This is a genomic window from Nocardia sp. CA-135953, assembly GCF_050955735.1.
GTDB lineage: Bacteria > Actinomycetota > Actinomycetes > Mycobacteriales > Mycobacteriaceae > Nocardia.
Genome location: NZ_CP192082.1, coordinates 389,202 through 412,202 on the forward strand (window position 1 = coordinate 389,202; position 23,001 = coordinate 412,202).

Consider the following 23,001-nt stretch of genomic DNA (forward strand, 5'->3'; position numbering starts at 1 on the left):
TACCGTGTCGATGCGGCGTCCGCTCTGCCCTACGTGGTTACGCAAGCTGCCGCCTTCGGGCTTGCCGCTCCCCGCCGGGATTCCGCGGAATCAGCGTTTCGAGCTTCTCTCCTGGTAGAACTGCCGCTGCTGCTTGCGGATATCGCGCCATACCTTGGCCCGTTCGGCTTGCAGCCGCTTATCCGATCGCGCTGCCATCCAGGCGTTTTCCCGTTCGAGTTTGCGGTAGCTGTCGAAGCGCCGCTGGGTGAGCGCGCCACTGTCGATGGCTTCCTGTACGGCACAGCCGGGTTCACCGTTGTGCGCGCAGTCGTCGAATCGGCAGTGCGCCGCGATGGATTCGATATCGCTGAACGTCTTCTCGATGCCTTCCGCGGCATCCCAGAGTCCGATGCCGCGCAGTCCAGGCGTGTCGATCAGCGTGCCGCCGCCGGGCAGCGGCCGCAGCTCCCGATGCACCGTGGTGTGCCTGCCCTTCCTGTCCGCCGCGCGAACGGCGTTGGTGGCGAAGACTTCCTGGCCGAGCAAGGCATTGGCGAGCGTCGATTTCCCGACGCCGGACGGACCGATCAGCGCGACGGTGCCGTCGAGCATCGCGGTGAGCACATCGAGTCCGAATCCGGTATCCGCGCTGACCGCGATGGCCACCGCGCCGGGCGCGACGGCCTGCACTTCGTCGAGCGGAATATCCAGCGCCGCATCCGCTTTGGTGAGCACCACGATCGGCTGTGCGCTGCTCTCCCACGCCAGCGCGAGCATGCGCTCGATCCGACCGAGGTCGATATCGCCGTCGGCCGCACTGCAGATCAGCACGGTATCGACATTCGCGGCGAGCACCTGGCCCTGTGCGCGGCGGGCGGCGGCCGAGCGCATGATCGCGCCGCGGCGCGGCAGCAGTTGTCGCACATTCGGTTCGGCATCGATGCTCACCCAGTCGCCGGTGCACAGGCCGCTGATTTCGGAATCCGAACCTCGCCTGAGCGGGTCCGGCCGGGAGGAGGCAGCTTGCGTAACCACGGACGGCCCCCGCTCAGGCCAAATCGAACGCGGGCAACGGGCGCGCATTGGTCCGGTCGGTGTCGCGACATCGCATTCGCTGCGATCCACGCGGATCACCCGCGCGGGAACACACCCCTCGTGGATGAGCGAGTCGTATTCATTGGCAACGGCTTCGGTCCAGCCGTAAGGGACGAGGAGGTCGTGGTCGACCATGATGGAAGGAATCCTTCGTCGGGCGCCGAGCCCGACCGGACTCAGCGAGAGGTATCTGAGGCGGAAATTCGTGCGACAGCGTGCGTTTGCACAGCTGATCCGGGCACGACAATCCGAACGGTCCGTGTCACGATCTCCACCTCCTCACTCTCGTCTCGACGTTGCCCGCCAACTCTGGCACGGCGGGCAGACCCGCGCAATCTATTTTTCGTCGGTGGTCTTCTGATCCGGGGTCGGCTTGCCGAACTGCTCGTTGCGGCCCAGGCTGCGCAGGTGGAACCATTCGCGCAGACCGGCCGGATCGCGGCGGGTGACGAGGAAGAACCAGGAGAACCGGATCCATTCCTGGGGCAGCAGTTTGCGCATACCGGGCTGGGACATCAGGTAGCCGCGGTTGCGGTAGGTGAAGTAGCGCTTGACCGGGTCGTCCGGGTACTGGGTGTGCATGCGGCCGCCGAGGATCGGCTTGAATTCGGCGGCGCCGTTGGGATGCAGGTAGGCCGTCTGTAGACAGGTGCCGAAGGGCAGACCGGAGCGGACCAGCCTCCGATGCACCTCGACCTCGTCGCCGCGCACGAATAACCGCAGGTCCGGAACGCCGATCAGATCGACCGCCTTGGCGGAGATCAGCGCGCCGTTGAAGAGCGAGGCGATGCCGGGCAGGAAGTCGTCATCGCCCAGCTCGGAACGTAGCCGCCGCCAGACCACACCGCGGCGCAGCGGGAAGGCGAGCCGGTCCGGTTCATCGATATCGCAGACCACCGGCGACACCTCGACCAGACCGTGTCGCCCTGCGCAATCCAGCAGCGTGGCAAGGACTTCCGAGCCGTCGGGGCGGCCGTCGTCGTCGGCCAGCCACACCCAGTCCGCGCCGAGGGTCAGCGCGTGCAGCATGCCGAGCGCGAAACCGCCCGCACCGCCGAGATTGTGCGCCGAACCGAGGTAGGTGGCCTCGACCGGCTGTTGGGCGACCAGCTCCGCGACCTCGGGTTCATTGGCGTTGTCGACCACGATCAGGTGGTCTACCGAGTGGGTCTGGGAGACAAGCACTTTCAGTGATTCGGCGAGCAGTTCGCGGCGCTTGTGGGTCACGACTACGGCGACGATCTTGGCGTCGGGGCCGGTGCCGGCTGGGGTGCGGGCGGCTTCGATCTGTGCGGGGGAAGGGTCGTCGGAATACGGCACGGAGTCGATCGGGCCCTCGCGCCCCGCGTCGATCGGGGCGTTCTGCCCGGTCGGCTCACTCATGCTGTAACCATTCGGCATGATCGGGGTTCCCTCCGTGGTTACGCGGGCTGCCTCCTCCGGGCCCTGACCGCTCATGCTGTAACCATTCGGCATGATCGGGGTTCCCTCCGTGGTTACGCGGGCTGCCTCCTCCGGGCCCTGACCGCTCATGCCTGATTCCGCTCCAATTCTCGCTCGGTTCCCATTTTCCGTTCCGCTTCCATTTCGCGCAGCACGGTGGCGACGTGATTGCCCGCGTCCGGGCCCTCATAGGCACGTACCACTTCTTCGATACCGCCGCGCAAACGGATCTGCCCGTGGTCGACCCACATGGCGGTATCACAGAGCTGGGCGAGAAATTCGTTGGAATGGCTGGCGAACACCAGGATGCCCGAGCGGGCGACCAGTGATTGCAACCGGATCCGAGCCTTCTTCATGAATTCGGCATCCACCGCGCCGATACCCTCGTCGAGCAGCAGGATCTCCGGATCAATGGAGGTCACCACGCCCATCGCCAGGCGCACCCGCATACCGGTGGAATAGGTGCGCAGCGGCATGGACAGATATTCGCCGAGTTCGGTGAATTCGGCGATCTCATCGATCTTCGACAGCATCTGCTTGCGCGTCTGTCCGAGGAAAAGACCGCGGATGATGATGTTCTCGAAGCCGGAGATCTCCGGATCCATGCCGACACCGAGATCGAATACCGGTGCCACCCGGCCGCGGATGCGAGCGCTGCCGCGCGAGGGTTCGTAGATTCCCGAAAGCAATCGCAGCAGTGTCGATTTGCCCGCGCCGTTATGTCCGACCAGGCCGACCCGGTCGCCCTCTTTCAGTGAAAGGGTGATGTCGCGCAGTGCCTCGACCACCACGACGTCGGACTGATTGCGGCCGATCGCACCGCCCGCCTTGCCGAGGAATGCCTTTTTCAGCGATCGTGATTTGGCGTCGAAGATCGGGAACTCGACCCACGCCTGGCGGGTTTCGATACTCACATGGTCGGTCATCGGGCCCGATCTCTCCTATACCCAGTACGGCACGCGCGAACGGTACTGCTTCATGGCGAAGATCGCCACGATCCAACCGACTACCGTGATGGAGCCGACGACCACCCAGTGATACAGGTGCTGATCATCGCCGAGCAGCGGTGCGCGGACGATCTCCAGGTAATGGAAGGTCGGCACGATTTCGGCCAGTTTCGCGCGCTCGCTCACCTGACCACCCTGTTCTTCCAGGCTTTTCGTATTCCACATGACCGGCGTCAGCACGAACAGCATCAGCGTGAGGCTGCCGAGGATCGGCGCGATATCGCGGTAGCGGGTGCTGAAGATGCCGAACACGATCGAGACCCACATCGAGTTGAGGAACAACAGCCCGAGCGCGGGGATCGCGAAAATGGCGGTCCAGTGCAGTTTTTCCCAGACGCCGAATGCGATCAGCACCACCAGATAAATCAGCATGTTATGCGCGAAGAACAGCAACTGCCGCCACACCAGGCGATAGACGTGCACGCTCAGCGCCGACGGCAGCTGCTTGATCAGCCCCTCATTGGCGATGAACACCTCCGAGCCCTCGAGAACGCTGGCCTGGATCACATTCCAGATGATGATGCCGACGGCCACATACGGCAGATACGACTTGATCGACTGGCCGAGCAGCGCGGAGTACAGAATGCCGATCGCGGCGGCCTGCACACCGGTCGCGATGGTGATCCAGAACGGGCCGAGTACCGAGCGTCGATAGCGCTGTTTGATGTCCTGCCAGCCGAGCGACAGCCAGAGCTCGCGCTGCGTGAAGCCGGCGCGGAAATCCTTGAACGCGCGCCCGAAGGTCCGCGAGTCCGAGACGATCGCGCTCGCCGGCGCGACGGCCTCCTCCGGCGCCGGCGCTTCCGCGTCGGAGCTCACGGGATGCTCCGGCGCGGTGTTCTCTTCAGGAGGCACGGAGGTCTCATCGGAACTCTCGTCGGTACGCGCTTGGCTGGTATCTGAACGCACTGAACCCTCTTCAGGACGATCCGAGCTCTCATCGGGACGCGCCGTATTCACATCGGAGACCGAGTCGGGGCGGGCGGCAGCGGACGGCACGGTGCTCGACACTACCCTCGCAATTTCCCGCGGCGTGAGCGGCAGGGCCCGGAGGCGATAGCGAAGCGTAACCACGTAGGGCCCCGCGATCGCCGCAAATCGGACACCCGCCGACCCGGCCGGCACTCGACTCGGATCTGGTCAGAGATATTGTCCGGAGCCGCCGATCGGCGAGTTCGACTGGCCCCCGCGCGGGTCGGTCGCGTGGATGCCGGGCGGCAGCGCACCCTGGCGCATCTGTTCCAGCTGCGCGCGCGCCGCCATCTGCTGGGCGAACAGCGCCGTCTGGATGCCGTGGAAAAGACCTTCCAACCAGCCGACGAGCTGGGCCTGAGCGATCCGAAGTTCGGCATCCGACGGCACGGCGTCATCGGTGAACGGCAGCGTGAGCCGCTCCAGCTCCGCACGCAATTCCGGGGCCAGACCCTGTTCGAGTTCGCGCACCGAGGATTTGTGGATCTCGCGCAGCCGGGTCCGGCTGGCATCGTCCAGCGGAGCCGCGCGGACCTCCTCGAGCAATTGTTTGATCATGGTTCCGATGCGCATGACCTTCGCGGGCTGCTCGACCATATCGGCGAGCGATTCCTCGACGTCGTCCTTATTGTCCGCATTGTCGGATTTCTCATCACCGTTGGTAACGACCTGTGCGGTGAAGGGCGTGTCCGAGCCGGACTCGACCGGAATGGCCAGCGGCCGGCCGTCGGGTCCGATCACGACAATGGATTCGGGTGCTCCATCCGATTGCGTCATGGTCCCCATCATGTCGCGTCCGCCGCGAACGTGCTAAGTCGCCTCGCCCTTCGATCAGGTCACCGGGTCGATGCCGCGGCGCAGAGGCGGCGTCTATTCTGTTCGGGTCGTGTGGTTCGGATTTGGGTGAAAGTCGGTTGCCATGCTGAGTCCCAGTTCACCGCACCCCCGCCTGCCGGTGAGGGGGAACGCGGTTACCCAGCCTCGCCCGCTGCCCTTAGAGTGGCCAACATGACTTACGACGTCGCGAGGGTTCGGGGCCTGATACCGTCCCTCGGCGACGGCTGGATCCATCTCGACCCGCAGGGCGGAATGCTGGTCCCGGATTCGGTATCTCGTGCCGTATCAACAGGTTTCCGAACCTCATCGTTTTCCCACATCGGCCGCAATGGCGCCGCCGTTCGCAGTGCCGCGATTCTGGACGCGGCGCGCGAGGCCGTCGCGGATCTCGTCGGCGGTGATCCGGCGGGCGTCGTGCTCGGACCGGACCGCGCGGTTTTGCTGGCCTGGTTGGCGGAGTCGCTGAGTTCGCGGCTCGGCCTCGGCACCGGGATAGTGCTGTCGCGATTGGATGATGAGGCGAACGTCGCGCCGTGGTTGCGGATCGCGAACCGCTACGGCGCGCATGTGCGCTGGGCCGAGGTCGAGATCGAGACCTGTGAGATGCCGTCGTGGCAGTTCGAGGAATTGATCGGCCCGACCGCGCGGCTGGTCGCGCTGACCGCCGCATCGCCGATCGTCGGTTCGGCGCCCGCGGTGCGGGTCGCGGCGGATCGGGTGCACGAAGTGGGTGGTCTGCTCGTCGCCGATTGCTTCGGCGCCGCGCCCTATGCCCTCATCGATATCGACGAACTGAATGCCGATGTGGTCGCGTTGAGCGCACCCGCCTGGGGTGGTCCGCAGATCGGCGCACTGGTCTTCCGCGATCCGGCCTTCCTGGACCGTATTCCGTCGATGTCGTTGAACCCCTACGCCAAAGGCGCCGAACGCCTCGAGGTCGGCGGCCACCAATACGCCCTGCTCGCCGGCTTGACCACGTCCATCGACTTCCTCGCCGGCCTGGACGAGCGTGCCCGCGGCACCCGCCGCGAGCGTCTGGAAATCTCCATCACCTCGCTGCAGGACTACCACGACCAACTCTTCGAGCACCTGATGGATGTGCTCGACAAAATCTCCAACCTGACCGTCATCGGTCGCGCCTCCACCCGCATCCCCACCGTCAGCTTCACCATGGCGGGCATGCAAGCCGAAAAGGTAGCCGCCAAACTCGCCGACGCCCGCATCGGCACCTTGAGCGGCGTCCACGGTGGCAGCCGGTTGCTGGATGCCCTCGGCGTCAACGACGAGGGTGGTGCCGTAACCGTCGGGTTGGCCCCGTACACAACGAAATTCGAGATCGATCAACTAGGTCGGGCGCTGGCCGCTCTGGAGTGAGTCCGGGCGCTGCCGGTAGTCGGTACGCCACCAATTATCGATGACCCGTTATCGCCGCACCCAGCGATCCAGAAACCCCGAGCACCGATTCGCAGCACCCGTGCACCGGGCGAAACCGTTGCGCTCGACCCGGTTTCGGGCGGTCGGGTCGCCGAGGGCTGTGTGGTTCCCAGCACCGGGAGGGTGTTCTCGAGGGTTCAGGATTCTATGAGTTTGCTTGCAAGACAAGCTATCTCGCGTATGGTACGACTCGGATCGAAGCTGGGTAGCGGAAGTCGCGCCGAGCTCGTCGGCACTATAGTCCCCGCACATCTGTCCGGAGCCGGTTGTGGTCTTGGTCAACGCCATCGTCGCGGCATGCCCGAGGGCAGGACGCTGCACGGCATTCATATTCCGCTGGCAGCGGCCGACGCACTGCCGTTCGCCGAGTGGACAATCCCGATATCCATCAGCCACTGGAACAGCTGACCACCGACGCGGCCATATATGCAGGCACCCTGCACGAGAAGGCGTGTCCGCTCGGCCTTGACGCAAGCGCGGAAGTATTACCCTCGCCCATTCGGCGGGCTCAGCACATCGTGCGGCATGGCTCGAATGACCGAAGCGGAGATGGACCACGCATTGCGATCGCTGACCGAATTGATGGTCACGACGACCGGTTGATCGGCACGGACCCGCGATCGCCGTACCGCCGAAAAGTGTTGCGGAAGGAACGGTATGGCTTTCGAACCCGCCCGCGGAGGCCAGGCGACTTCTGGACAAGTTCGCTGACCTGTGCTGATACCAGTGTGCACCTTGCTAAAAATCGTCGGCTCACATGTGCGCGGTATGGCATGGTACACGTTGAGAAAGATGCTTCTACCTGCGATAATGATTGCTTTTCTTTAGGCGACTTCTATGCCATCTGTGGACTTCTCGGCTACTTCGGGCTCAACACCCTGCTGAACATTGAATGCAGTGTCCGCAATCACGCCTTTGCCCAGCAGTTCTGCATGCCAGAAGTAGCGTCCCGGAGGCAAGGGCAGGCCTGGGCCGAGAGTAATCCCAGCTGCCGCCCGCGCACGCAGGTCGACGATGTTCGCGGTGAGTACGAAGTCCATCGGCGCACCTTCGAACTGAACAGGGTTTCCGTCGGCGCTCCACAGCTGTACGCGCACAACGAAAACGCCGATATGGTCGGTATCGGGCTCCGGGTCGACAAAAACGACTACCGACATCGGCGGAGTTGGCGTCACGGTCCAGCTCCAGCCGAGGCCAAGAGCGTGTACCTTCCCTGACGGATCGCTCTGGGTTGCATCCGCGGTCAGGATGGTGAGCTTCACTCGGTTGCCTCCATGGAGACTTCTATGCTATTGGCAGCATCCAGGGATGCTCCGGAGTTGAACTCCCGGTCGGCCGAGTACACAGGTGCGCCAGAGGTCAGCTGACGGTATGCCTGTAGATGCGCGGCCACGAAAGAGTGCGTTTTCCCACTCGAGACCTGAAACCATTGAATTCCGCCTGGCGGGCCTGGCGGCAGAACTAGGTGGCCCGTCAGGCCTTCAAGGTATTTGTCCAACTGCATCGAATTCGCAGCCTCACGCTCCTCCAGCAACCTGGACAGTGCGGTGCGAATTTCTTCCAAACGGTTCGCGCTCTCGTCGCCTGCGTCGGTCTCGTCGAACTCGGCTACCCGCGGTGTTGCTTTGACGAGTTCGACACGATGGGTGATGCGTGCGCCGATCGCAAGCGCGTACCGCCGGATCGTGGACAGCCGCGGATCGGAGGTCAACTTCTCGAACTGCGTGATCACCGATCGGTTGCGACCGATGTCGTGTGCGACCTGGCTGGCGGTGATCTTCACGACGTTCTTCCGCAGGTCGACCAGCTTCTCCAGCATCTCATGATCGGCTTCAACGAGATCATGCGCGAGAGCTTCACGTGGATCGCTCATGTCGATCCCGATCAGCTCATCGAGATCGTCGTCTGCGTTCATGTGTTGAGGTTAACCTCAACTGCGGAGTTGTGCCGCGAATTGGTCTGTGATCCACTCCTTGAACCGGTTCACAGCAAGCCTGATGTGCTCGTTCTGGATCTGGTTCCATCCGTGGTCCCACCGCTCGTCCGGCTTACGTGAGGCGACCACCCAGACCAGCACGGCTGGCGCTTTGGGGACTCCTGTGTACAGCCGGAAGTGCCAGCCTCCACGGTTGCCCGGCCGAGGAAACTTCAGCTCTACGACGACGTCTCCGTCGCGAACCTGCTCGTATTCGATGTCACGCACTGTGCCCGCGTGCGCGGCTTTCATTAGGGTCATCAGCTCTCGCCGCAGCATGATGCGGTCTGCGTGGCCAGGAGTTGGCGACCCGTCGGGTCGTGTGGGTTCCGGGTCCCCGACCGTGATCCGGTTCAGTTCATCCTTGAAAGCCGGATGCAATTTGGGTGCTCGCTCGCCGTACGGCCACTGCCCTTGGATCTCGCTGGTCACGCAAACCCGTCCCTCGAGTGAACCGTTGGTCAACGGCGCACTGGTTCGCCGCTAGCAACCAGCAGTACCAGATGCGACCGACATCAGGGGCCGGATGGAAGCAATGTCGTGCTCGGCCATGCCTGTTCGCGGTAGAGACATCGCCGAGTCGAAGAACTACACGACAAGAGAGGTCCCCATATCCGGCGTGCTCGTGAAGGGCTGACGGCGCTTGTGAAGGACCAGGACCTACTTTTCCCGGGCCGGACAGGTGATTTCGTCACTTCGACGGAATGTCGCTGGGCGTTCGACCTCGCCGCGTCAGCCAGCGGCGTCTCCGGAGTTGTGCAACACGGTCTGTGGCATACCGAGGCATCGCCAGCGATCTGGGCGGGCGCGAACATGAAGGTCGTTCAGCGCATATTTGGGCATAAGACCGCTATGCTCGCTCTCGACTTGTACGCCAGCGCTGCAAGGACTTTGGAGGGAGTTGTGACAAGGCGTGATAATTCTGCCCCGGCGCGGAGTACACGCAAACGTCCGTCTGCGCGCAAAACCACTGGTTAATCATTGCGGAAGGAACGGTATGGCTTTCGAACCTGTCCGCCGAAACCAAACGTTTGCTTAGCACCATCGACGACCGTTCGGAAGAGCCGTGATTCATATCACAATGCATGGCTACTGGGCGGTATCCACAATGTATGCACCGACCAAGAGCCGAGCGACGATGCCGTCGGCCCGCCTATGCACAGGATGTGGATAACTTCATCCCCAGGTTGTAAAAGCCCAGGTAGATGTGGACTTACATCATTGTCATTAGTCAGGTATATCCTGAATCCGGCACGCGGCCACGGAGACGAACTCCCTGGTCGGGCTTCCGCTCCGTGGTCGACGTGGTTCCTGCTTGCCTAGGGCAGGCCACGAAACTACCAAGAGTCGTAGTACTGCGCGAATTAAACGCGCCAGTTGCTGGGAAGTCTCCGGTTCGGTCGTGCCCGGAGTTGCCGCCCCTTTGGCATCTCCGTCAGCCCGACCGAAAGGACCGAGTACACCCGTGAAGTTCGAGATCAACCCGCAGGCGCTCCGCGACTTGGAGAAGCAGCTCACTCAGACGCTCCAGGTCCCGCGCGACGGGAGTGAGGCCGACGCGATGAGGACCGTGAAGGAGCAGTACAAGCAGAAGACTGGCGTCGAGTTGGACGACGATGCCCTCCGTGGCATCGTCCGTAAGGCTCGTGGTGAGTAGCCAGTAACACCTGACAGGTGCGATTGGGGAGTGTCCAGCTGGACACTCCCCAATCGCGATATTGATCCGAGCCGGGTGTTCGCGGCTCCTATCCTGAAGACGTGGGCTCTATAACCCTTGAGATCCTCCGCGATCTCCTCCAAGCCGCTTGGTCGGCCGATACCAGCGCCGCCGCCGCGGACTGGGCCGAGAAAAACCGCGCCAAGGGCCAGTGTGCCGTGACAGCCTGCGTCATCCAGGACTACCTCGGCGGCGAGATCCTGCACACCATCGCCACCTTGCCAGGTAGGAAGACCGTTTCCCATTATTTCAACCTCATCGCCAACGAAGCGGTTGACTTGACCTTCCAGCAGTTCCCGGAGGGCACACGCTTTTCCTCTCCAGCGCCGAAGACAAAAGGTTTCCCGTCGACTCGCGACTACTGCCTGTCCGCGCCCAAGCCGACTACGGCTTGCCCTGCTGTCAGCGCCTGTCCGGCCGATGCGTGGACGCCTATCTCAGCGCAGCGCTGCTGCAGATGCTGGCCCCGGCAGCGTTGGAGGTCTCCCTCGCCGCAGCGGCCGAGATCGAGGCCGAACGCGGCAGGCTCGAGACCTTGTGGTCCCAGCGCCTGGAACGCGCCGCCTACGCCGCCGACCGCGCCGCCCGCTGCTATCGGCTCGCCGAACCGGAAAATCGGTTGGTGGTAAGAACTTTGGAGCGTGACTGGGAACAGGCTTTGACCGAGCTGGAACGGTTACGCGAAGACCACGACCGGTTCCTCGCCGCCACCCCGCCGGTGCTGTCAGCCGCCGACCGCGACCGCATCCGCGGTCTTGCCGCCGATATCCCCGCCCTCTGGCAGGCCGCCACCACAACCAACACCGACCGCAAACAACTGCTACGCGCAGTCATCGACGTCGTCACCGTCACCGTGATCGGCGACAGTGAACAGGTCGAAACCGAGATCGGCTGGGCCGGCGGGCACCGCACCAGCGGGCAACTGGCCCGCCCGGTCGCGCGCCTGGAACAACTGTCCTACTATCCGCGACTGGTCTCCCGCGTGCTCGAACTCGATGACGCCGGCCTGACCGATGCCCAGATCGCCGACCACCTCAACTCCGAGGGACTGCGGCCGCCCAAACGATTCGAAACCTTTGGGCCCCAAGCAATCCGGGATCTGGTGAACCGGCTACGCGCCACCACCGGCCGATCCGGCCACCGCACCCAGCGGCCGGCCCCGCCGCCCGGACAACACACATGGTGGATGCCCGAACTAGCCGCCGAACTGGCCATGCCACCGGTCACCGTCTACAACTGGATCCGCCGCGGCTGGGTCACCGCCCGCCAGGACCCCGACACCCGGCGTTGGATCATCACCGCCGACCCCACCGAACTCGAACGCCTACGCCAGCTCCGCCGCCTACCCCGCGGCTACCACCTCCGCCGCCGCTGGCACAACGACCCCACACCCACCGAACCCACCACTCACCCAGCCGAACCACAGTTATGAATGCATTGTGGTTGACACGCTGAGCGGTCGTTTCGGATGTCGAAAACCGATTTGAAAGCTCGCCCGATGTTCCACCGCACCCGCGACGCGATCGAAGCGCACTTGACGATCGTGTTCACCACCCTCGCTGTTGCCCGCTACCTGCAAGAATCCACCGGAATCAGCATCTCCCGCATGGTCCGAGTGCTACGGCCACTACAAGAGATCACCGTCGTCATCGCAGGCCATCGACACCTCGCCGCCGACCCGATCGGTCGTGAAGCCACCGAAATCCTCACCGCACTCGGCACTCCGCACCCATGACGACCAGAAGTGGGTCACTAAACCTGTGCAACTCAGGTTCGAGCCGGGTTCGAATAAAACACTTTTGGCGGAGACGGAGGGATTTGAACCCCCGGTCGCTCTCGCGACGCTCGCTTTCAAGGCGAGTGCATTCGGCCGCTCTGCCACGTCTCCAGGCCAATGAGAGTACCCGTTGCCGTACGCTGTCTGCCGCCGGGTTAGTCGGAGTTGCCTATCTCGTGGTCGACGCGGGCGAAGACCTCGCCGACTATCTCGAGTTGTTCGGGACCGAGTAGGTCGATGAAGTTGCGGCGGACCGCTTCGACGTGACCGGGCGCGGCGGCCTCCAGCCGACGCATACCTTCCTCGGTGAGTTCGGCGAGTACGCCGCGGCCGTCCTCGAGGCACGTATTGCGGCGGACCATCCGCTGGGTCTCCAGGCGGCGGATCTGATGGGTGAGCCGACTGCGCGAGGACAGCACGCCGTCGGCCAGTTCGCTCATGCGCAACGAACGATCGGGGGCCTCTGAGAGCAGGACGAGGATCCGATATTCGGCGAGGGTGAGATCGGAGTCGCGTTGCAGTTGACGGTTCAGTGCCGTCGCCAAGCGCTGGTTACCGTCCATGTAGGCCCGCCAGGCACGCTGCTGCGACGACGAGAGCCATTTCGGCTCGACAGTCGCGTGACTGCTCGGTTCTGGAATCACGACTTCCATTCTATGCGCGCCTGAACTGCGCAAACGCACAACCTAGCGGTCCAGCGAAAGACCTGGACGCACGATTAATCAAATCCTGGATTATGGCCCGATGGCCGGACGGTCAGCGGACTGTCGCGATCAAGGAACGGTCGAGCTCGGCTGGATTCGCGCATCCGGACAGGCCCATGACGGAGTCGAAGTCCGCGAGCAGGACGCGCAGCGCGTGCCGCACACCCGCTCGGCCCGCGATGCCGAGACCGTATGCCCATGGGCGGCCGTAGAGCACCGCCTTCGCACCGAGTGCCAGCGCTGTGAGCACGTCCGAACCGGTGCGGATGCCGGAGTCGAACAGGATGTCCGCGCGGTCGCCGATGGTGGCGACCACGGCGGGGAGCGCATCGAGTGCGGCGATGGCACCGTCGACCTGGCGGCCGCCGTGGTTGCTGACGATCACCGCGTCGGCACCCGCGTCGACGACTTGACGGGCGTCGTCCGGATGCAGGATGCCCTTGACCGCGATCGGCAGATCGGTCCACTCGCGGAGGTGGGCGAGGTCGGCGGGGCGCAGGGCGTGGTTGCCGAACAGTCCGCTCCAGGTGAGGATCGCGGCTCGCATCGCATCCTCGCTCTCCTCGGGAGGCGCGGAAAGCTTCGCGCGGAAGACCGGATCCGCCAGATAGTTGGCAATACCCTTGCCGCGCAGGAACGGCAGATGCGCGAGCTCGAGATCGCGGGGTCGCCAACCGAGGCTCGGGGTGTCGACGGTGACGACAATGGCCGACGCACCCGCCCGTTCCGCGCGCTCGACGAAGGATCTGGCGAGTTCGTTATCGGCGGGCCAGTACAGCTGATACCACCAGCTGCCGGCCGCCGCGCCGACGTTCTCGATGGTGGACGAGGCCGCCGTCGAGAGCACGGTACCGACGCCGAGTTCCTTCGTGACCTCCGCGACGATGACCTCGCCACCCTCGTGCAGCAGCTCCAGCACCCCGACCGGCGCGGTCAGCACCGGCGCGGCCAGTCGCGTACCGAGCACCTCCACCGACAGATCGCGCGCACCCGGCCCCGAGGTGCCGCGCAGCATCCGCGGCACGATCCGGTGGCGGTCGAATGCGGACCGATTCGCCGCCGCCGTCCGCTCCCCGGAAGCACTGCCCGCCACATACGCGAAGGCTTCCTTGCTCAGCACCGCACGCGCTCGGTCTGCCAAACCCGCAGCCGTCAGTGGCAATTCGGGCACCGCGCCACCGAGTCCACCCAGGTAGATTTCGTTCTGGAAGTCGACAAAGCTGCTCACGCCGGGAACGCTAGTCCCCCGCCCCCATCCCCGCATGCAGCTCGCTATATTGCCGCCGCCGATGCCAACCGTCCCAGCCGGACCGACGTCCGGAACTCGGGTGAGCCGCACACTCGGGCGCTGCCGGACTTCTGCTGCGTGCCCCGTTCTCGGGCGGGGATTCTGCGGTGTTGTTGCGGCACCGCGAGTCATCAGGGCTGAACCTCGGCGCTGCCCACGCGTGCGGCACTCGGGTGAGCCGCATACACGGGTGTGTGCTCGCGAGGATGGGTGGATAGGGGCAGGATGGGGCGGTGCGCGCTATCAAGCTGAACGGGTTCGGGGGACCCGAGGTGATGGAATGGGGCGAGGCGGCGGATCCGGTGCCGGGGCATGGGCAGGTGCTGATCGACGTTGCCGCGGCGGGGGTCAATCGCGCGGATCTACTACAGCGACAAGGGTTCTATCCGCCGCCGCCCGGGGCCAGTGAGGTCATGGGGTTGGAGTGTTCGGGGGTCATCGCCGAAGTCGGTGATGGGGTGCGGGATTGGCATGTCGGCGATCGGGTTTGTGCGCTGCTGTCCGGCGGCGGGTATGCGGAACAGGTCGTGGTTGCTGCGACGCAGGTGCTGCCGGTGCCCGACGGGCTCGACCTGGGTGCGGCGGCCGCGCTGCCCGAGGCGGCTGCGACGGTGTGGTCGAACCTCGCGATGACCGCCGGGCTGGACGCCGGGCAGTTGGTGTTGATCCACGGCGGCGGCAGCGGAATCGGTACGCACGCAATCCAAGTCGCGGTGAGCCAGGGCGCGCGCGTGGCGGTGACCGCGGGCTCGGCGGAGAAGCTGAAGCTGTGCCGCGAGCTGGGCGCGAGCGTGCTGGTCAACTACCGCGAGGACGATTTCGTCGCCGCGATCCGCGCCGAGAACGGTGCGGGCGGTCCCGGCGCCGACATCATTCTCGACATCATGGGCGCCGCCTACCTGTCACGAAACGTCGAGGCGCTGGCGCCGCACGGCCGCCTCGTGGTGATCGGCATGCAGGGCGGGGTCACCGCGGAGCTGAATCTCGGTGCGCTGCTGTCCAAATGGGGCACCATCCACGCCAACAACGTCCGCAACCGCCCCACCACCGGCCCCGACAGCAAGGCCACCATCATCGCGGAACTTCGCCGCCACATTTGGCCCTTGATCGCCGACGGCACCATCGCCCCGGTCATCCACGCCGAACTCCCCATCACCGAAGCCCCCGAGGCCCACCACCTCCTGGACTCGTCCGAAACCTTCGGCAAGGTGGTCCTGAACGTCCAGGACGTCTGAATCGATGACTCGAGAGCAGCCGCAGCTCCGCTGAGCAACACCTCTGTTCCGCTGAGCGACAGCCCCGCGCCGCACTGCTTCGAGGATCAACTTGTGCGTGTACGGGGTGTCCACACCCAGTGAGCCTGCGGAAGTGCTCATGAATTGGGCTGTGGCAGGCCAGAATTGACGCATGACTGAGTTCGCTTTGACGGCGGATCGGCGGGACGAACTGGCGGCGTTACTCGGTGATGAGGAGCGGCTTCGCGGCGAGTACCCGAAGGTGGCGGAGTACTTGGATACCGCGCCCATGCTGTCGGGGACGGGGAATGATCGGGCCGACGCCGCGTTCGATCTGCGGTTCCACGGATTTCCGAAGGAATCAATTCACCGGTGGGGCGACTTCAAGATCTTGCCAGAGGATTTCGAGCGGAAACGGATCGGTGAGCGAGACAGCCACCGGACCCATGTCCCGGTGGGTGGTGCCTATGTGGGTGTAGCGGCCTTTGCGACCGGACAACGCGTACCGCTCAATGGTCAAGGCCCCGACCTTGTCGAAGCTGATGAGCCAATAGTGCGGAACACCCGCGTCGGCGTAGTCGCTCATCTTGTGGACACGGTCCCGACGGACCGACCAGGTCGACAGCACTTCGGCAACGATCACGCAATGCTCGGCCGCGAGCTGCTCGTATTCGGGTAAACACCTGTGCAGCACGGCATCTGGTTTGCGCGCCATCGGCGGAACCTCCCAGAGCAACACATCCACTTCGGTGTTGGTCTCGTAGGAAGAGCCATCGCCGGTACGCATCTCGGCCACCGCCGCTCTTTCCATCGCGAGGGATAACCGCGTACCGACCTTCTGGTGCTCCCGGCCCCGCAGCTCACGCGGCACGACAAACCCGTCAACGATCTCTAGATCGCGTCGGATGTCCTCATCGAGGTGGAGGTATTGCTCCCAGGTAATGGGCTGACGCTGTCCATGCCAGCTGACGGACACACGGCCTCCAAGGTTGATGGGCACTCATGTCAACAAATACGAGTGCGCCCGAGGGGATTCGTACCCAGCCGGGGGCGAAGCCCTCCGGGGTGGGGGTGTGGGGGTTCCACCCCCACAAGCATGACGAAACGAGCAATGGCTCACGCCCTCCGTGAGCATGAGCCATCCGCGAGTGAAGTGCGCCCGAAGGGATTCGAACCCCTAACCTTCTGATCCGTAGTCAGATGCTCTATCCGTTGAGCTACGGGCGCATGCCTGTGTTCAGTTGTACAGCCCCGGCGAACCGGGGTGTGGCGGAGGCGAGAGGATTTGAACCTCCGGTCCCCGTGAAGGGACAACTCATTAGCAGTGAGTCCCATTCGGCCGCTCTGGCACGCCTCCTGGAGCCTTCTCTTCGAGGGCACCGGTCCTTTCGAACCGCCGAACAGGAAGGTTACAGTAGCCGACGTCCAGATCGCAAAACGCCAGGTAGTCACCGAAGATTGCTATCGAACCAGTCGAAAATCCGGGTCTGGGAATCGATGCGATCGAAGTCTTCCTCACCGCCGGGCCGGTCGGCTCGGTGGTGCAGCCCTGGATAGGTCACCACGAGGCTGGCGACCGCGGCGCGGGCGGTGGCGTCCCGGAGTTGGTCCACTTGGGTGGGCGGGGTGTCCGGGTCGTCGGCGCCGAAGAGCCCGAGCCAAGGCGCCTGCAGATCGGGGGCCGCGCGGATGAGAGCATCGGCCTCGTCGGTGAGTGGTTCGACGATGCCGGATGCGGCGACACTGACCGCGGCGCCGACGGGGCGATTGGTCGCCACCAGGAAGGCCGCGGTGCCCGCGTGGTCGAAGCCGAGCACGCCGATGCAGTCCGGGAAGACGCCGCGGCGGGTGAGCCAGTCGAAGCAGGCGTCGAAATCGTCGAAGAGTTCGTCGCCGAAAACCTCCTGCGCCGGCTCGCCGTCGATGCGATGGAACAGATTGGGCGCGACCACCGTCCAACCCTCGGTCGCCAGGGCTTTCATGAGTTCCAGCAATGTCCCGGTGAACTCCCGGGCCTCGTGCAGCACCACGATGCCGCCGCGTGCATTGCCCTCCGGCTCGGCCACCGTGATGGGCACCTGGGCGCCAGCGGTTCGAAGCCGATCGTCGGTCGATGGTTGTGAGTCCGAACCGGAAATGATGTCGTCGCGACTACGTAGCGGCGCAATATCGTCGTAAATGCCCGACATGAAACAAGGGTAGGTGGATCTGCTGATCTTCGCGAGAAATTGCATGTGAGCGGCCCTGGCACCGAGATTTTCCTGGACCCGGCATATGGTTGAACGGTGACAGCGCACATCCGGCCGGACCTCGATTCGATCCCGGCGTACGTCCCCGGCCGCAACCATCCGGGCGCGGTCAAGCTCGCCAGCAACGAGACCACCTTCGGTCCGCTCCCCTCTGCCGCGAAGGCCATTGCCGAGGCCGCGGAATTGGCGAACCGCTACCCGGATAATCAGGTCACCGAACTGCGCGCGGCCATTGCGGACTTCCTCGGCGTCTCCTCGGCGAATGTCGCGGTCGGCTGCGGCAGCGTCGCGCTGTGTCAGGAACTGGTGCAGATCACCTGTGACGCACCTACCGACGAGGTGCTGTTCGCCTGGCGCTCCTTCGAGGCGTATCCGATCGTCACCCAGGTCGGCAATGCGACCGCCGTGCAGGTGCCGCTCACGCGAGATCACGTGCACGATCTGGATGCGATGGCCGCCGCGGTCACCGAGCGCACCAAGCTGATCTTCGTCTGCAATCCGAACAACCCGACGGGCACCGCGGTCGGCGCGGCCGAGTTGGTCCGCTTCCTGGACGCGATCCCGGAGCATGTGCTGATCGTGCTCGACGAGGCCTATTTCGAATACCTGCGGCTCACCCCCGAGCAGCGTCCGAACGGTGTCGAGCTGGGCCGCGATCGGCCCAATGTCGTTGTGCTGCGGACCTTCTCCAAGGCGTACGGTCTGGCGGGGCTGCGCGCGGGTTATGCGGTCGGCGATCCGGCGGTGATCACCGCGCTGATGAAGGTGCACATCCCGTTCAGCGTGAACCGGGTCGCGCAGGCGGCCGCGATCGCCTCGCTGGAGGCGCGGCACGAGCTACTCGACCGCACCGACACTCTCGTCGTCGAACGCGATCGGGTGCGCGAGGCCCTGCTCGCCGCGGGCTACGAGGTGCCGCCGAGCGAGTCGAACTTCCTGTGGCTGCCGCTGGGCGAGCGCAGCGCCGAATACGGTGAGGTGAGCGCGGAGGCGGGGGTGCTGCTGCGGCCGTACGGCGTCGACGGTGTGCGGGTGACCACGGGTGATCCGCACGAGAACGAGCAGTTCCTGCGGTTCGCGACCGATCCGGATGTCTTGGCGCGCTTCGGAATCGGCTAAACGCCCAACGCCCTGGAGATCGTGGGCCAGGACAGGCCCAGCTCGTCGGCCCAGTACGGCCACGAATGCGTGCCGGTCGCCCGGAAGTTCGCGGTCACCGGAATCCCGAGTGCGGTGAGCCGATCGGCCAGCCTGCGGGTGCACATATTGGTCGCGGCCTCCAGCGGACCGCCGAATCCGATGGTGCTGACCAGATCCGGGTTGTTCGGGGTGTCGTATTTGCCGGGCAGTCCGCTGCCGACCGACAGGTAGATCGCCTTGCCGCGCAACGCTTCCGCATGTAGCAGCACGTCATGGTCGAGCCAGGCGGAATCGTGCTGATCGCCGAACATATTGTCCGGTCCGCCACGGTAGGTCGCGACCACCGCACGGGCCTGTGCCTGTCCGAGATCGGTGCCCATGGAGAAGCATCCGCTGTGCGCGGCCACCGCCGTGTACAGCTTCGGCTGGCGGAAGGCCAGCATCATCGCGGCCTCGGCGCCCATGGACACGCCCATGACGGCATTGCGTCCGTCGCCGTTGAACTTCGCATCGATCAGCGGCGGCAGTTCCTTGGTCAGGAAGGTTTCCCACATATTGGTGCCGAGCACCGGATCAGGGCGCTGCCAGTCGGTGTAGAAGCTGGCCGGTCCGCCGACGGTCAGCACCACGTTCACGTCTTTGTCTTCGAAGAATTTGTCCGCGTGCCCGAGTTCGGTCCAGTTGTTGCTCTCCGCCTCGGCACTGCGCCCGTCGAGCATGTAGATGGTCGGCCGCGGATGGTTCTGCTCGCGCGGCAGCAGCACCTGCACCTCGACGGCGCGACTCATCGCGGGTGAATTCACCCACACCCGCAGCCACCGGTCGTTGATGGGCACGATCCGATCGATCGAAGCCTGCTCGACACCGGGGACGGTCGGCTCCGCGGGGGAGGGACTATCCGCCGAGCCGGTATTCGGGCGGGGCTGGTCGCCGGGCGCTGCCAGCCCCGCGGGTGGACCGAACACCGCCGCACCGGCAATCAGTGCGACGCCGACTATGGCGCTGGAGACCCAACGCCGCACCTCGCGCCGAGACAGCATGGCGCCCATCCTGCCAGAAATGCGAAAGTAGGCGCGTCAGCGATAAACACGCCGGTTGGTATGTGACATGAGGCACTGGGCCTGGCTACTTCGTGGCAAGGTCACCCTGCCAGCGGCGTTCCATTCCGGCGAAACGCCATATCGCCGCCGCGACCACCCAGGTGGCCACGAACAAACCCGCCACGATGTAGCCGAGATCACCCAGATCCAGATTCCCGATCCACGCGATGATTCCGGATTCGACTTCGAGCCGTTCGGCGAAGATCGACACGATCTCCTGCCCGCCGATCAGCAGTGCGACCGCCACCGACAGTCCGGTGACCACCAGGTTGTAGTAGATCTTGCGGACCGGTTCGGCGAAGGCCCAGTCGTAGGCGTAGCTCATGAATGAGCCGTCGAGCGAATCGAACAGCGCCATACCCGCCGAAAACAACACAGGCAGAACGAGAATCGAATACCAAGGGAGTCCGGTCGCGGCCGCGCCGCCCGCGATCACCAGCAGACCGACCTCGGTCACGGTGTCGAAGCCGAGTCCGAACAACAGCCCGACCGGAAACATCTGCCACGGCTTCTCGACCAACCGCACTACCGGCGCGAGCACCCGGTTCAACAGGCCCCGGTTGTCCAACTCGCGCTCGAGCTGCGCCTCGTCGAACTCGCCCTGCCGCATCCGTCGGAAGACGCGCCAAATGCCGAGTAGCGAAGCCAGATTCAGCAGACCGATGACGATCAGGAAGGTGCCCGAGATGCTGGTGCCCCACAGCCCGGTCCACCGCTGCAGCCCCGAATCCTGGTTCTCCAGATTCGCCGCCAGCGCTCGCACCCCGAACGCCAGCAGCGCGACCAGGATGAACACCACGCTGGAATGGCCGAGCGCGAACCAGAAACCGACCGTCTGCACCCTGTGCTTGCCGTTCTCCGCCACCAACTTTCGGGTGGCGTTGTCGATCGCGGCAATGTGGTCGGCGTCGAAGGCGTGCCGCATGCCGAGGGTGTACGCGGTGACGCCGAGGCCGACGCCGAAGACCGCGCCCTGCACCACGTGATGTCCCGGTACCACGAATAACAGCAGAGTCCCCCAGCCGATGACATGCAGCGCCAGAACGGTCACCGCCATACCGACAACGCTGCGCACGAGCCAATCCTCACTGCTGGACGAACCGTTCGTATAACGGTACTGCGCGCGCAACATACGGGTCGGTCGGGTTCTGGCCGATCGGCAAACAGTTGCCGGTATCCGGCAGATTTCCGAACAGGCATTACGTCGAATTCGGGCACACGGCCAGCACACCGGTCTTAGGCTGCTGTGCGGGCGTTTTCAGGCGTCGATAGGGATCGAGCATGATCGTGGACAGCGAACGGCAGCGGCCAGGTCGTGATGTTGTGCGCGCGATCGGCAACCCGGCGGCCTGCGCAGCTCCGCTTCCGAAACCGGCTGCCGTGTCCCGGTTCCCCGCAATGCGGAGGCTACCGCGCGGACCTCCGGCGTAACCCGGTGTCGGCTGCGCTCCGCGCGCGAAATTCTCTGCTCGATCAATGCCTGTCTGTTCAGACGCAGTACCTGATGCCCGACCGGAGAAAACCGTGAATCAAGCGTTACCCGTCATATCGCTCGAAAGTTCCGCTGACACAAAACCTTTCGGCCTCGATCTGAATAGCCGAATGCGGGAGTGTGATGAGTTCTTCCGATTGCCCGAACTCGCCCATCTATCCGCGAACCGCCGCCGCACCGCATTGGAGCAACTCCAACAAACCGGCAGCTACGTGCAGACCGCCGAGGAGATCCTGATCGGCGCCAAGCTCGCGTGGCGCAACCACGCTCGCTGCGTGGGTCGAAAACACTGGCGATCACTGAAATTGCTCGACGCACGGCGGGTGCGCTCGGCTCGCGACCTGGCCGAGGTCTGCTGGCAGCACCTGCATATGGCGACCAACGGCGGCGCCATCCAATCGATGATCACCGTCGGACCACCGCGCCAGGCGGACGGCCGCGAATTCCGCATCGTCAGCCCACAACTCATCCGCTACGCCGGCTATCGCAACGGCGACGGCACCGTCACCGGTGATCCGGCCAATATTGCGATCACCGAATTCGCCATGAAGCTCGGCTGGCGCGGCGCTGGCACGCCCTTCGACATCCTGCCGGTGCTCATCGGCGCTCCGGACGAACCGATCCGCTGGTTCGATATCCCGCCCGAACTGGCCCGCGAGGTCGAACTCGAACATCCCGAATTCGACTGGTTCGCCGGACTCGGCCTGAAATGGCATGCGCTGCCCGCGGTTTCGAATATGAACCTGGAGATCGGCGGCATCACCTACCCGTTCGCACCGTTCAACGGTTGGTATATGGGAGCCGAAATCGGCGCACGCAATCTCAGTGACACCACCCGGTACAACATGTTGCCGCTCATCGCCGAAATGATGTGCCTGGATACCAGATACGAGCGTTCACTGTGGCGCGACCAGGCCCTCGTCGAATTGAATCGTGCTGTGCTGTACAGCTTTCGGAAGGCAGGGGTGTACATCGTCGACCATCACACGGTCGCCAAGCAGTTCTGCGACCACGTCAATCGAGAGCAGGCCGCGGGCCGAAAATGCCCGACCGACTGGAGTTGGATCAATCCGCCGATTTCGTCGGGCGTGACCCCGACCTTCCACCGCTACTACGACGAACCCGAGCCGGATCTGCGCCCGAATTTCGTGCGTCGGGACTTCGGCGGGGAAGGTGAAATCTGATCTTCGTTCGGCAGCGGCAGTGCGGTCGATGGGCAAGAATGGGGCCATGGCACGGCGTTCCATGGGCTCGAAATGGGAAGAATTCGGCGCGCATCTCGAAGGTGCGCCGGGACGGCTGCCGGTCGAGGTGCGGCGGTCGATTCGGGCGCGGTCCTCGGGTGAAGAAGGTGCGGCCGGGGTCCCCGATGATCTCGCCGATTTCGTCGAGCTGGTCGCCGAACGATCCTATCGGCTCACCGAGAAGAACATCACGACACTGGCCGACGCGGGGCGCAGCGACGACGAGATCTTCGAGGCGGCCGCTGTCGCGGCCTACGGCGCCGCCGACCGACGGCTGCGCGCCGCCCGCCGATCCTGGGAGGGGCGCTGA

At 64.5% G+C, this 23,001-nt stretch carries 21 protein-coding genes, 3 tRNA genes and 2 pseudogenes; 9 read left to right on the forward strand and 17 right to left on the reverse strand.

What is annotated here, in order from left to right:
* Window positions 1–90: 90 nt before the first annotated feature.
* The 5 genes from rsgA to ACQPXH_RS01755 all read right to left on the reverse strand — a co-directional run bounded on the left by rsgA (window position 91) and on the right by ACQPXH_RS01755 (window position 5,276).
* Complete coding sequence (gene rsgA / locus ACQPXH_RS01735) at window positions 91–1,212, reverse strand: ribosome small subunit-dependent GTPase A (protein ID WP_433600605.1); 1,122 nt, start codon at window positions 1,210–1,212, stop codon at window positions 91–93.
* Window positions 1,213–1,413: 201 nt separating this feature from the next.
* On the reverse strand, window positions 1,414–2,460 hold the full coding sequence (gene glfT1, locus ACQPXH_RS01740) for a galactofuranosyltransferase GlfT1 (RefSeq protein ID WP_433600606.1): 1,047 nt from the start codon (window positions 2,458–2,460) through the stop codon (window positions 1,414–1,416).
* Between the two features lie 146 nt (window positions 2,461–2,606).
* Window positions 2,607–3,446 (reverse strand): galactan export ABC transporter ATP-binding subunit Wzt/RfbE, encoded by an 840-nt coding sequence (gene wzt / locus ACQPXH_RS01745; protein ID WP_364388457.1) that lies wholly within the window; start codon window positions 3,444–3,446, stop codon window positions 2,607–2,609.
* A 15-nt stretch (window positions 3,447–3,461) separates the two neighbouring features.
* Entirely contained in the window at window positions 3,462–4,346 is an 885-nt protein-coding gene (gene wzm / locus ACQPXH_RS01750; protein WP_433603698.1) for a galactan export ABC transporter permease subunit Wzm/RfbD, read from the reverse strand.
* Between the two features lie 321 nt (window positions 4,347–4,667).
* The gene (locus ACQPXH_RS01755) at window positions 4,668–5,276 is read right to left on the reverse strand and encodes a bacterial proteasome activator family protein (protein ID WP_433600607.1); all 609 of its coding nucleotides are present in this window, start codon (window positions 5,274–5,276) and stop codon (window positions 4,668–4,670) included.
* Between the two features lie 231 nt (window positions 5,277–5,507).
* Between ACQPXH_RS01755 and ACQPXH_RS01760 the strand changes: the two genes are divergently transcribed.
* A complete protein-coding gene (locus tag ACQPXH_RS01760) occupies window positions 5,508–6,710 on the forward strand; it encodes a cysteine desulfurase-like protein (RefSeq protein WP_364480075.1) in 1,203 nt (400 codons plus the stop codon).
* Between the two features lie 884 nt (window positions 6,711–7,594).
* Here the strand turns inward: ACQPXH_RS01760 and ACQPXH_RS01765 are convergent.
* The 3 genes from ACQPXH_RS01765 to ACQPXH_RS01775 are packed head-to-tail and all read right to left on the reverse strand — an operon-like array spanning window position 7,595 to window position 9,177.
* Window positions 7,595–8,032: a hypothetical protein gene (locus tag ACQPXH_RS01765; RefSeq protein WP_433600608.1), complete on the reverse strand. Its 438-nt coding sequence runs from the start codon at window positions 8,030–8,032 to the stop codon at window positions 7,595–7,597.
* Window positions 8,029–8,685 carry a helix-turn-helix domain-containing protein gene (locus ACQPXH_RS01770; protein WP_433600609.1) on the reverse strand — a complete coding sequence of 219 codons (657 nt, stop codon included), beginning with the start codon at window positions 8,683–8,685 and terminating at the stop codon, window positions 8,029–8,031. Before ACQPXH_RS01770 ends, ACQPXH_RS01765 begins: the two co-directional genes overlap by 4 nt.
* 15 nt (window positions 8,686–8,700) lie before the next feature.
* Complete coding sequence (locus tag ACQPXH_RS01775; RefSeq protein WP_433600610.1) at window positions 8,701–9,177, reverse strand: hypothetical protein; 477 nt, start codon at window positions 9,175–9,177, stop codon at window positions 8,701–8,703.
* A 1,033-nt stretch (window positions 9,178–10,210) separates the two neighbouring features.
* Here ACQPXH_RS01775 and ACQPXH_RS01780 point away from each other — a divergent pair.
* The 4 genes and pseudogenes from ACQPXH_RS01780 to ACQPXH_RS01795 form a co-directional block, all read left to right on the forward strand.
* Window positions 10,211–10,402 (forward strand): hypothetical protein, encoded by a 192-nt coding sequence (locus ACQPXH_RS01780; RefSeq protein WP_433600611.1) that lies wholly within the window; start codon window positions 10,211–10,213, stop codon window positions 10,400–10,402.
* Between the two features lie 101 nt (window positions 10,403–10,503).
* Window positions 10,504–10,782 (forward strand): annotated as a pseudogene (locus ACQPXH_RS01785) (YunG family protein); the annotation flags it as partial.
* A gap of 104 nt (window positions 10,783–10,886) precedes the next feature.
* Window positions 10,887–11,894, forward strand: a complete 1,008-nt coding sequence (locus ACQPXH_RS01790; protein WP_433603708.1) for a hypothetical protein — start codon at window positions 10,887–10,889, stop codon at window positions 11,892–11,894.
* A gap of 15 nt (window positions 11,895–11,909) precedes the next feature.
* A pseudogene (locus ACQPXH_RS01795) lies at window positions 11,910–12,197 on the forward strand (IS1634 family transposase); the annotation flags it as partial.
* A gap of 65 nt (window positions 12,198–12,262) precedes the next feature.
* On the opposite strand, the gene ACQPXH_RS01800 reads toward ACQPXH_RS01795, so the two are convergent.
* The 3 genes from ACQPXH_RS01800 to ACQPXH_RS01810 form a co-directional block, all read right to left on the reverse strand.
* A tRNA-Ser gene (locus ACQPXH_RS01800) sits at window positions 12,263–12,350 on the reverse strand.
* Between the two features lie 44 nt (window positions 12,351–12,394).
* Window positions 12,395–12,802, reverse strand: a complete 408-nt coding sequence (locus ACQPXH_RS01805) for a MarR family winged helix-turn-helix transcriptional regulator (RefSeq protein WP_306306451.1) — start codon at window positions 12,800–12,802, stop codon at window positions 12,395–12,397.
* A 193-nt stretch (window positions 12,803–12,995) separates the two neighbouring features.
* Window positions 12,996–14,171: a lactate 2-monooxygenase gene (locus ACQPXH_RS01810; RefSeq protein ID WP_433600612.1), complete on the reverse strand. Its 1,176-nt coding sequence runs from the start codon at window positions 14,169–14,171 to the stop codon at window positions 12,996–12,998.
* A gap of 293 nt (window positions 14,172–14,464) precedes the next feature.
* Here ACQPXH_RS01810 and ACQPXH_RS01815 point away from each other — a divergent pair, with 293 nt between their 5' ends.
* Window positions 14,465–15,466, forward strand: a complete 1,002-nt coding sequence (locus ACQPXH_RS01815) for an NAD(P)H-quinone oxidoreductase (protein ID WP_433600613.1) — start codon at window positions 14,465–14,467, stop codon at window positions 15,464–15,466.
* 361 nt (window positions 15,467–15,827) lie between these two features.
* On the opposite strand, the gene ACQPXH_RS01820 is transcribed toward ACQPXH_RS01815, so the two are convergent.
* From ACQPXH_RS01820 to ACQPXH_RS01835, 4 genes are all read right to left on the reverse strand, one after another.
* Window positions 15,828–16,442, reverse strand: a complete 615-nt coding sequence (locus ACQPXH_RS01820) for a Uma2 family endonuclease (protein WP_433600614.1) — start codon at window positions 16,440–16,442, stop codon at window positions 15,828–15,830.
* Window positions 16,443–16,620: 178 nt separating this feature from the next.
* Window positions 16,621–16,693: transfer RNA gene (locus tag ACQPXH_RS01825), tRNA-Arg, on the reverse strand.
* A 40-nt stretch (window positions 16,694–16,733) separates the two neighbouring features.
* Window positions 16,734–16,823: transfer RNA gene (locus ACQPXH_RS01830), tRNA-Ser, on the reverse strand.
* A 91-nt stretch (window positions 16,824–16,914) separates the two neighbouring features.
* Window positions 16,915–17,655 (reverse strand): dienelactone hydrolase family protein, encoded by a 741-nt coding sequence (locus ACQPXH_RS01835; RefSeq protein WP_433600615.1) that lies wholly within the window; start codon window positions 17,653–17,655, stop codon window positions 16,915–16,917.
* A gap of 96 nt (window positions 17,656–17,751) precedes the next feature.
* On the opposite strand from ACQPXH_RS01835, the gene hisC reads away from it, so the two are divergent.
* Window positions 17,752–18,834: a histidinol-phosphate transaminase gene (gene hisC, locus ACQPXH_RS01840; protein WP_433600616.1), complete on the forward strand. Its 1,083-nt coding sequence runs from the start codon at window positions 17,752–17,754 to the stop codon at window positions 18,832–18,834.
* On the opposite strand, the gene ACQPXH_RS01845 is transcribed toward hisC, so the two are convergent.
* Window positions 18,831–19,895 carry an alpha/beta hydrolase gene (locus ACQPXH_RS01845; protein ID WP_433600617.1) on the reverse strand — a complete coding sequence of 355 codons (1,065 nt, stop codon included), beginning with the start codon at window positions 19,893–19,895 and terminating at the stop codon, window positions 18,831–18,833. The genes hisC and ACQPXH_RS01845 overlap by 4 nt on opposite strands.
* A gap of 85 nt (window positions 19,896–19,980) precedes the next feature.
* Window positions 19,981–21,087, reverse strand: coding sequence for a HoxN/HupN/NixA family nickel/cobalt transporter (locus ACQPXH_RS01850; protein ID WP_433600618.1), 1,107 nt, complete (start codon window positions 21,085–21,087; stop codon window positions 19,981–19,983).
* Between the two features lie 470 nt (window positions 21,088–21,557).
* Between ACQPXH_RS01850 and ACQPXH_RS01855 the strand changes: the two genes are divergently transcribed.
* Together ACQPXH_RS01855 and ACQPXH_RS01860 are read left to right on the forward strand one after the other, a co-directional pair.
* Window positions 21,558–22,631, forward strand: a complete 1,074-nt coding sequence (locus ACQPXH_RS01855) for a nitric oxide synthase oxygenase (protein ID WP_433600619.1) — start codon at window positions 21,558–21,560, stop codon at window positions 22,629–22,631.
* A gap of 46 nt (window positions 22,632–22,677) precedes the next feature.
* On the forward strand, window positions 22,678–23,001 hold the full coding sequence (locus tag ACQPXH_RS01860) for a hypothetical protein (protein ID WP_433600620.1): 324 nt from the start codon (window positions 22,678–22,680) through the stop codon (window positions 22,999–23,001).

What these genes read in the sequence shown, in the direction of transcription:
- rsgA (WP_433600605.1), bottom strand. Translation starts at nt 1,212, where the DNA reads ATGGTCGACCACGACCTCCTCGTCCCTTACGGCTGGACCGAAGCCGTT.
- glfT1 (WP_433600606.1), bottom strand. Translation starts at nt 2,460, where the DNA reads ATGAGTGAGCCGACCGGGCAGAACGCCCCGATCGACGCGGGGCGCGAG.
- wzt (WP_364388457.1), bottom strand. Translation starts at nt 3,446, where the DNA reads ATGACCGACCATGTGAGTATCGAAACCCGCCAGGCGTGGGTCGAGTTC.
- ACQPXH_RS01755 (WP_433600607.1), bottom strand. Translation starts at nt 5,276, where the DNA reads ATGACGCAATCGGATGGAGCACCCGAATCCATTGTCGTGATCGGACCC.
- ACQPXH_RS01760 (WP_364480075.1), top strand. Translation starts at nt 5,508, where the DNA reads ATGACTTACGACGTCGCGAGGGTTCGGGGCCTGATACCGTCCCTCGGC.
- ACQPXH_RS01770 (WP_433600609.1), bottom strand. Translation starts at nt 8,685, where the DNA reads ATGAACGCAGACGACGATCTCGATGAGCTGATCGGGATCGACATGAGC.
- ACQPXH_RS01805 (WP_306306451.1), bottom strand. Translation starts at nt 12,802, where the DNA reads ATGGACGGTAACCAGCGCTTGGCGACGGCACTGAACCGTCAACTGCAA.
- ACQPXH_RS01835 (WP_433600615.1), bottom strand. Translation starts at nt 17,655, where the DNA reads ATGTCGGGCATTTACGACGATATTGCGCCGCTACGTAGTCGCGACGAC.
- ACQPXH_RS01845 (WP_433600617.1), bottom strand. Translation starts at nt 19,895, where the DNA reads ATGCTGTCTCGGCGCGAGGTGCGGCGTTGGGTCTCCAGCGCCATAGTC.
- ACQPXH_RS01850 (WP_433600618.1), bottom strand. Translation starts at nt 21,087, where the DNA reads ATGTTGCGCGCGCAGTACCGTTATACGAACGGTTCGTCCAGCAGTGAG.
- ACQPXH_RS01855 (WP_433600619.1), top strand. Translation starts at nt 21,558, where the DNA reads ATGCGGGAGTGTGATGAGTTCTTCCGATTGCCCGAACTCGCCCATCTA.
- ACQPXH_RS01860 (WP_433600620.1), top strand. Translation starts at nt 22,678, where the DNA reads ATGGCACGGCGTTCCATGGGCTCGAAATGGGAAGAATTCGGCGCGCAT.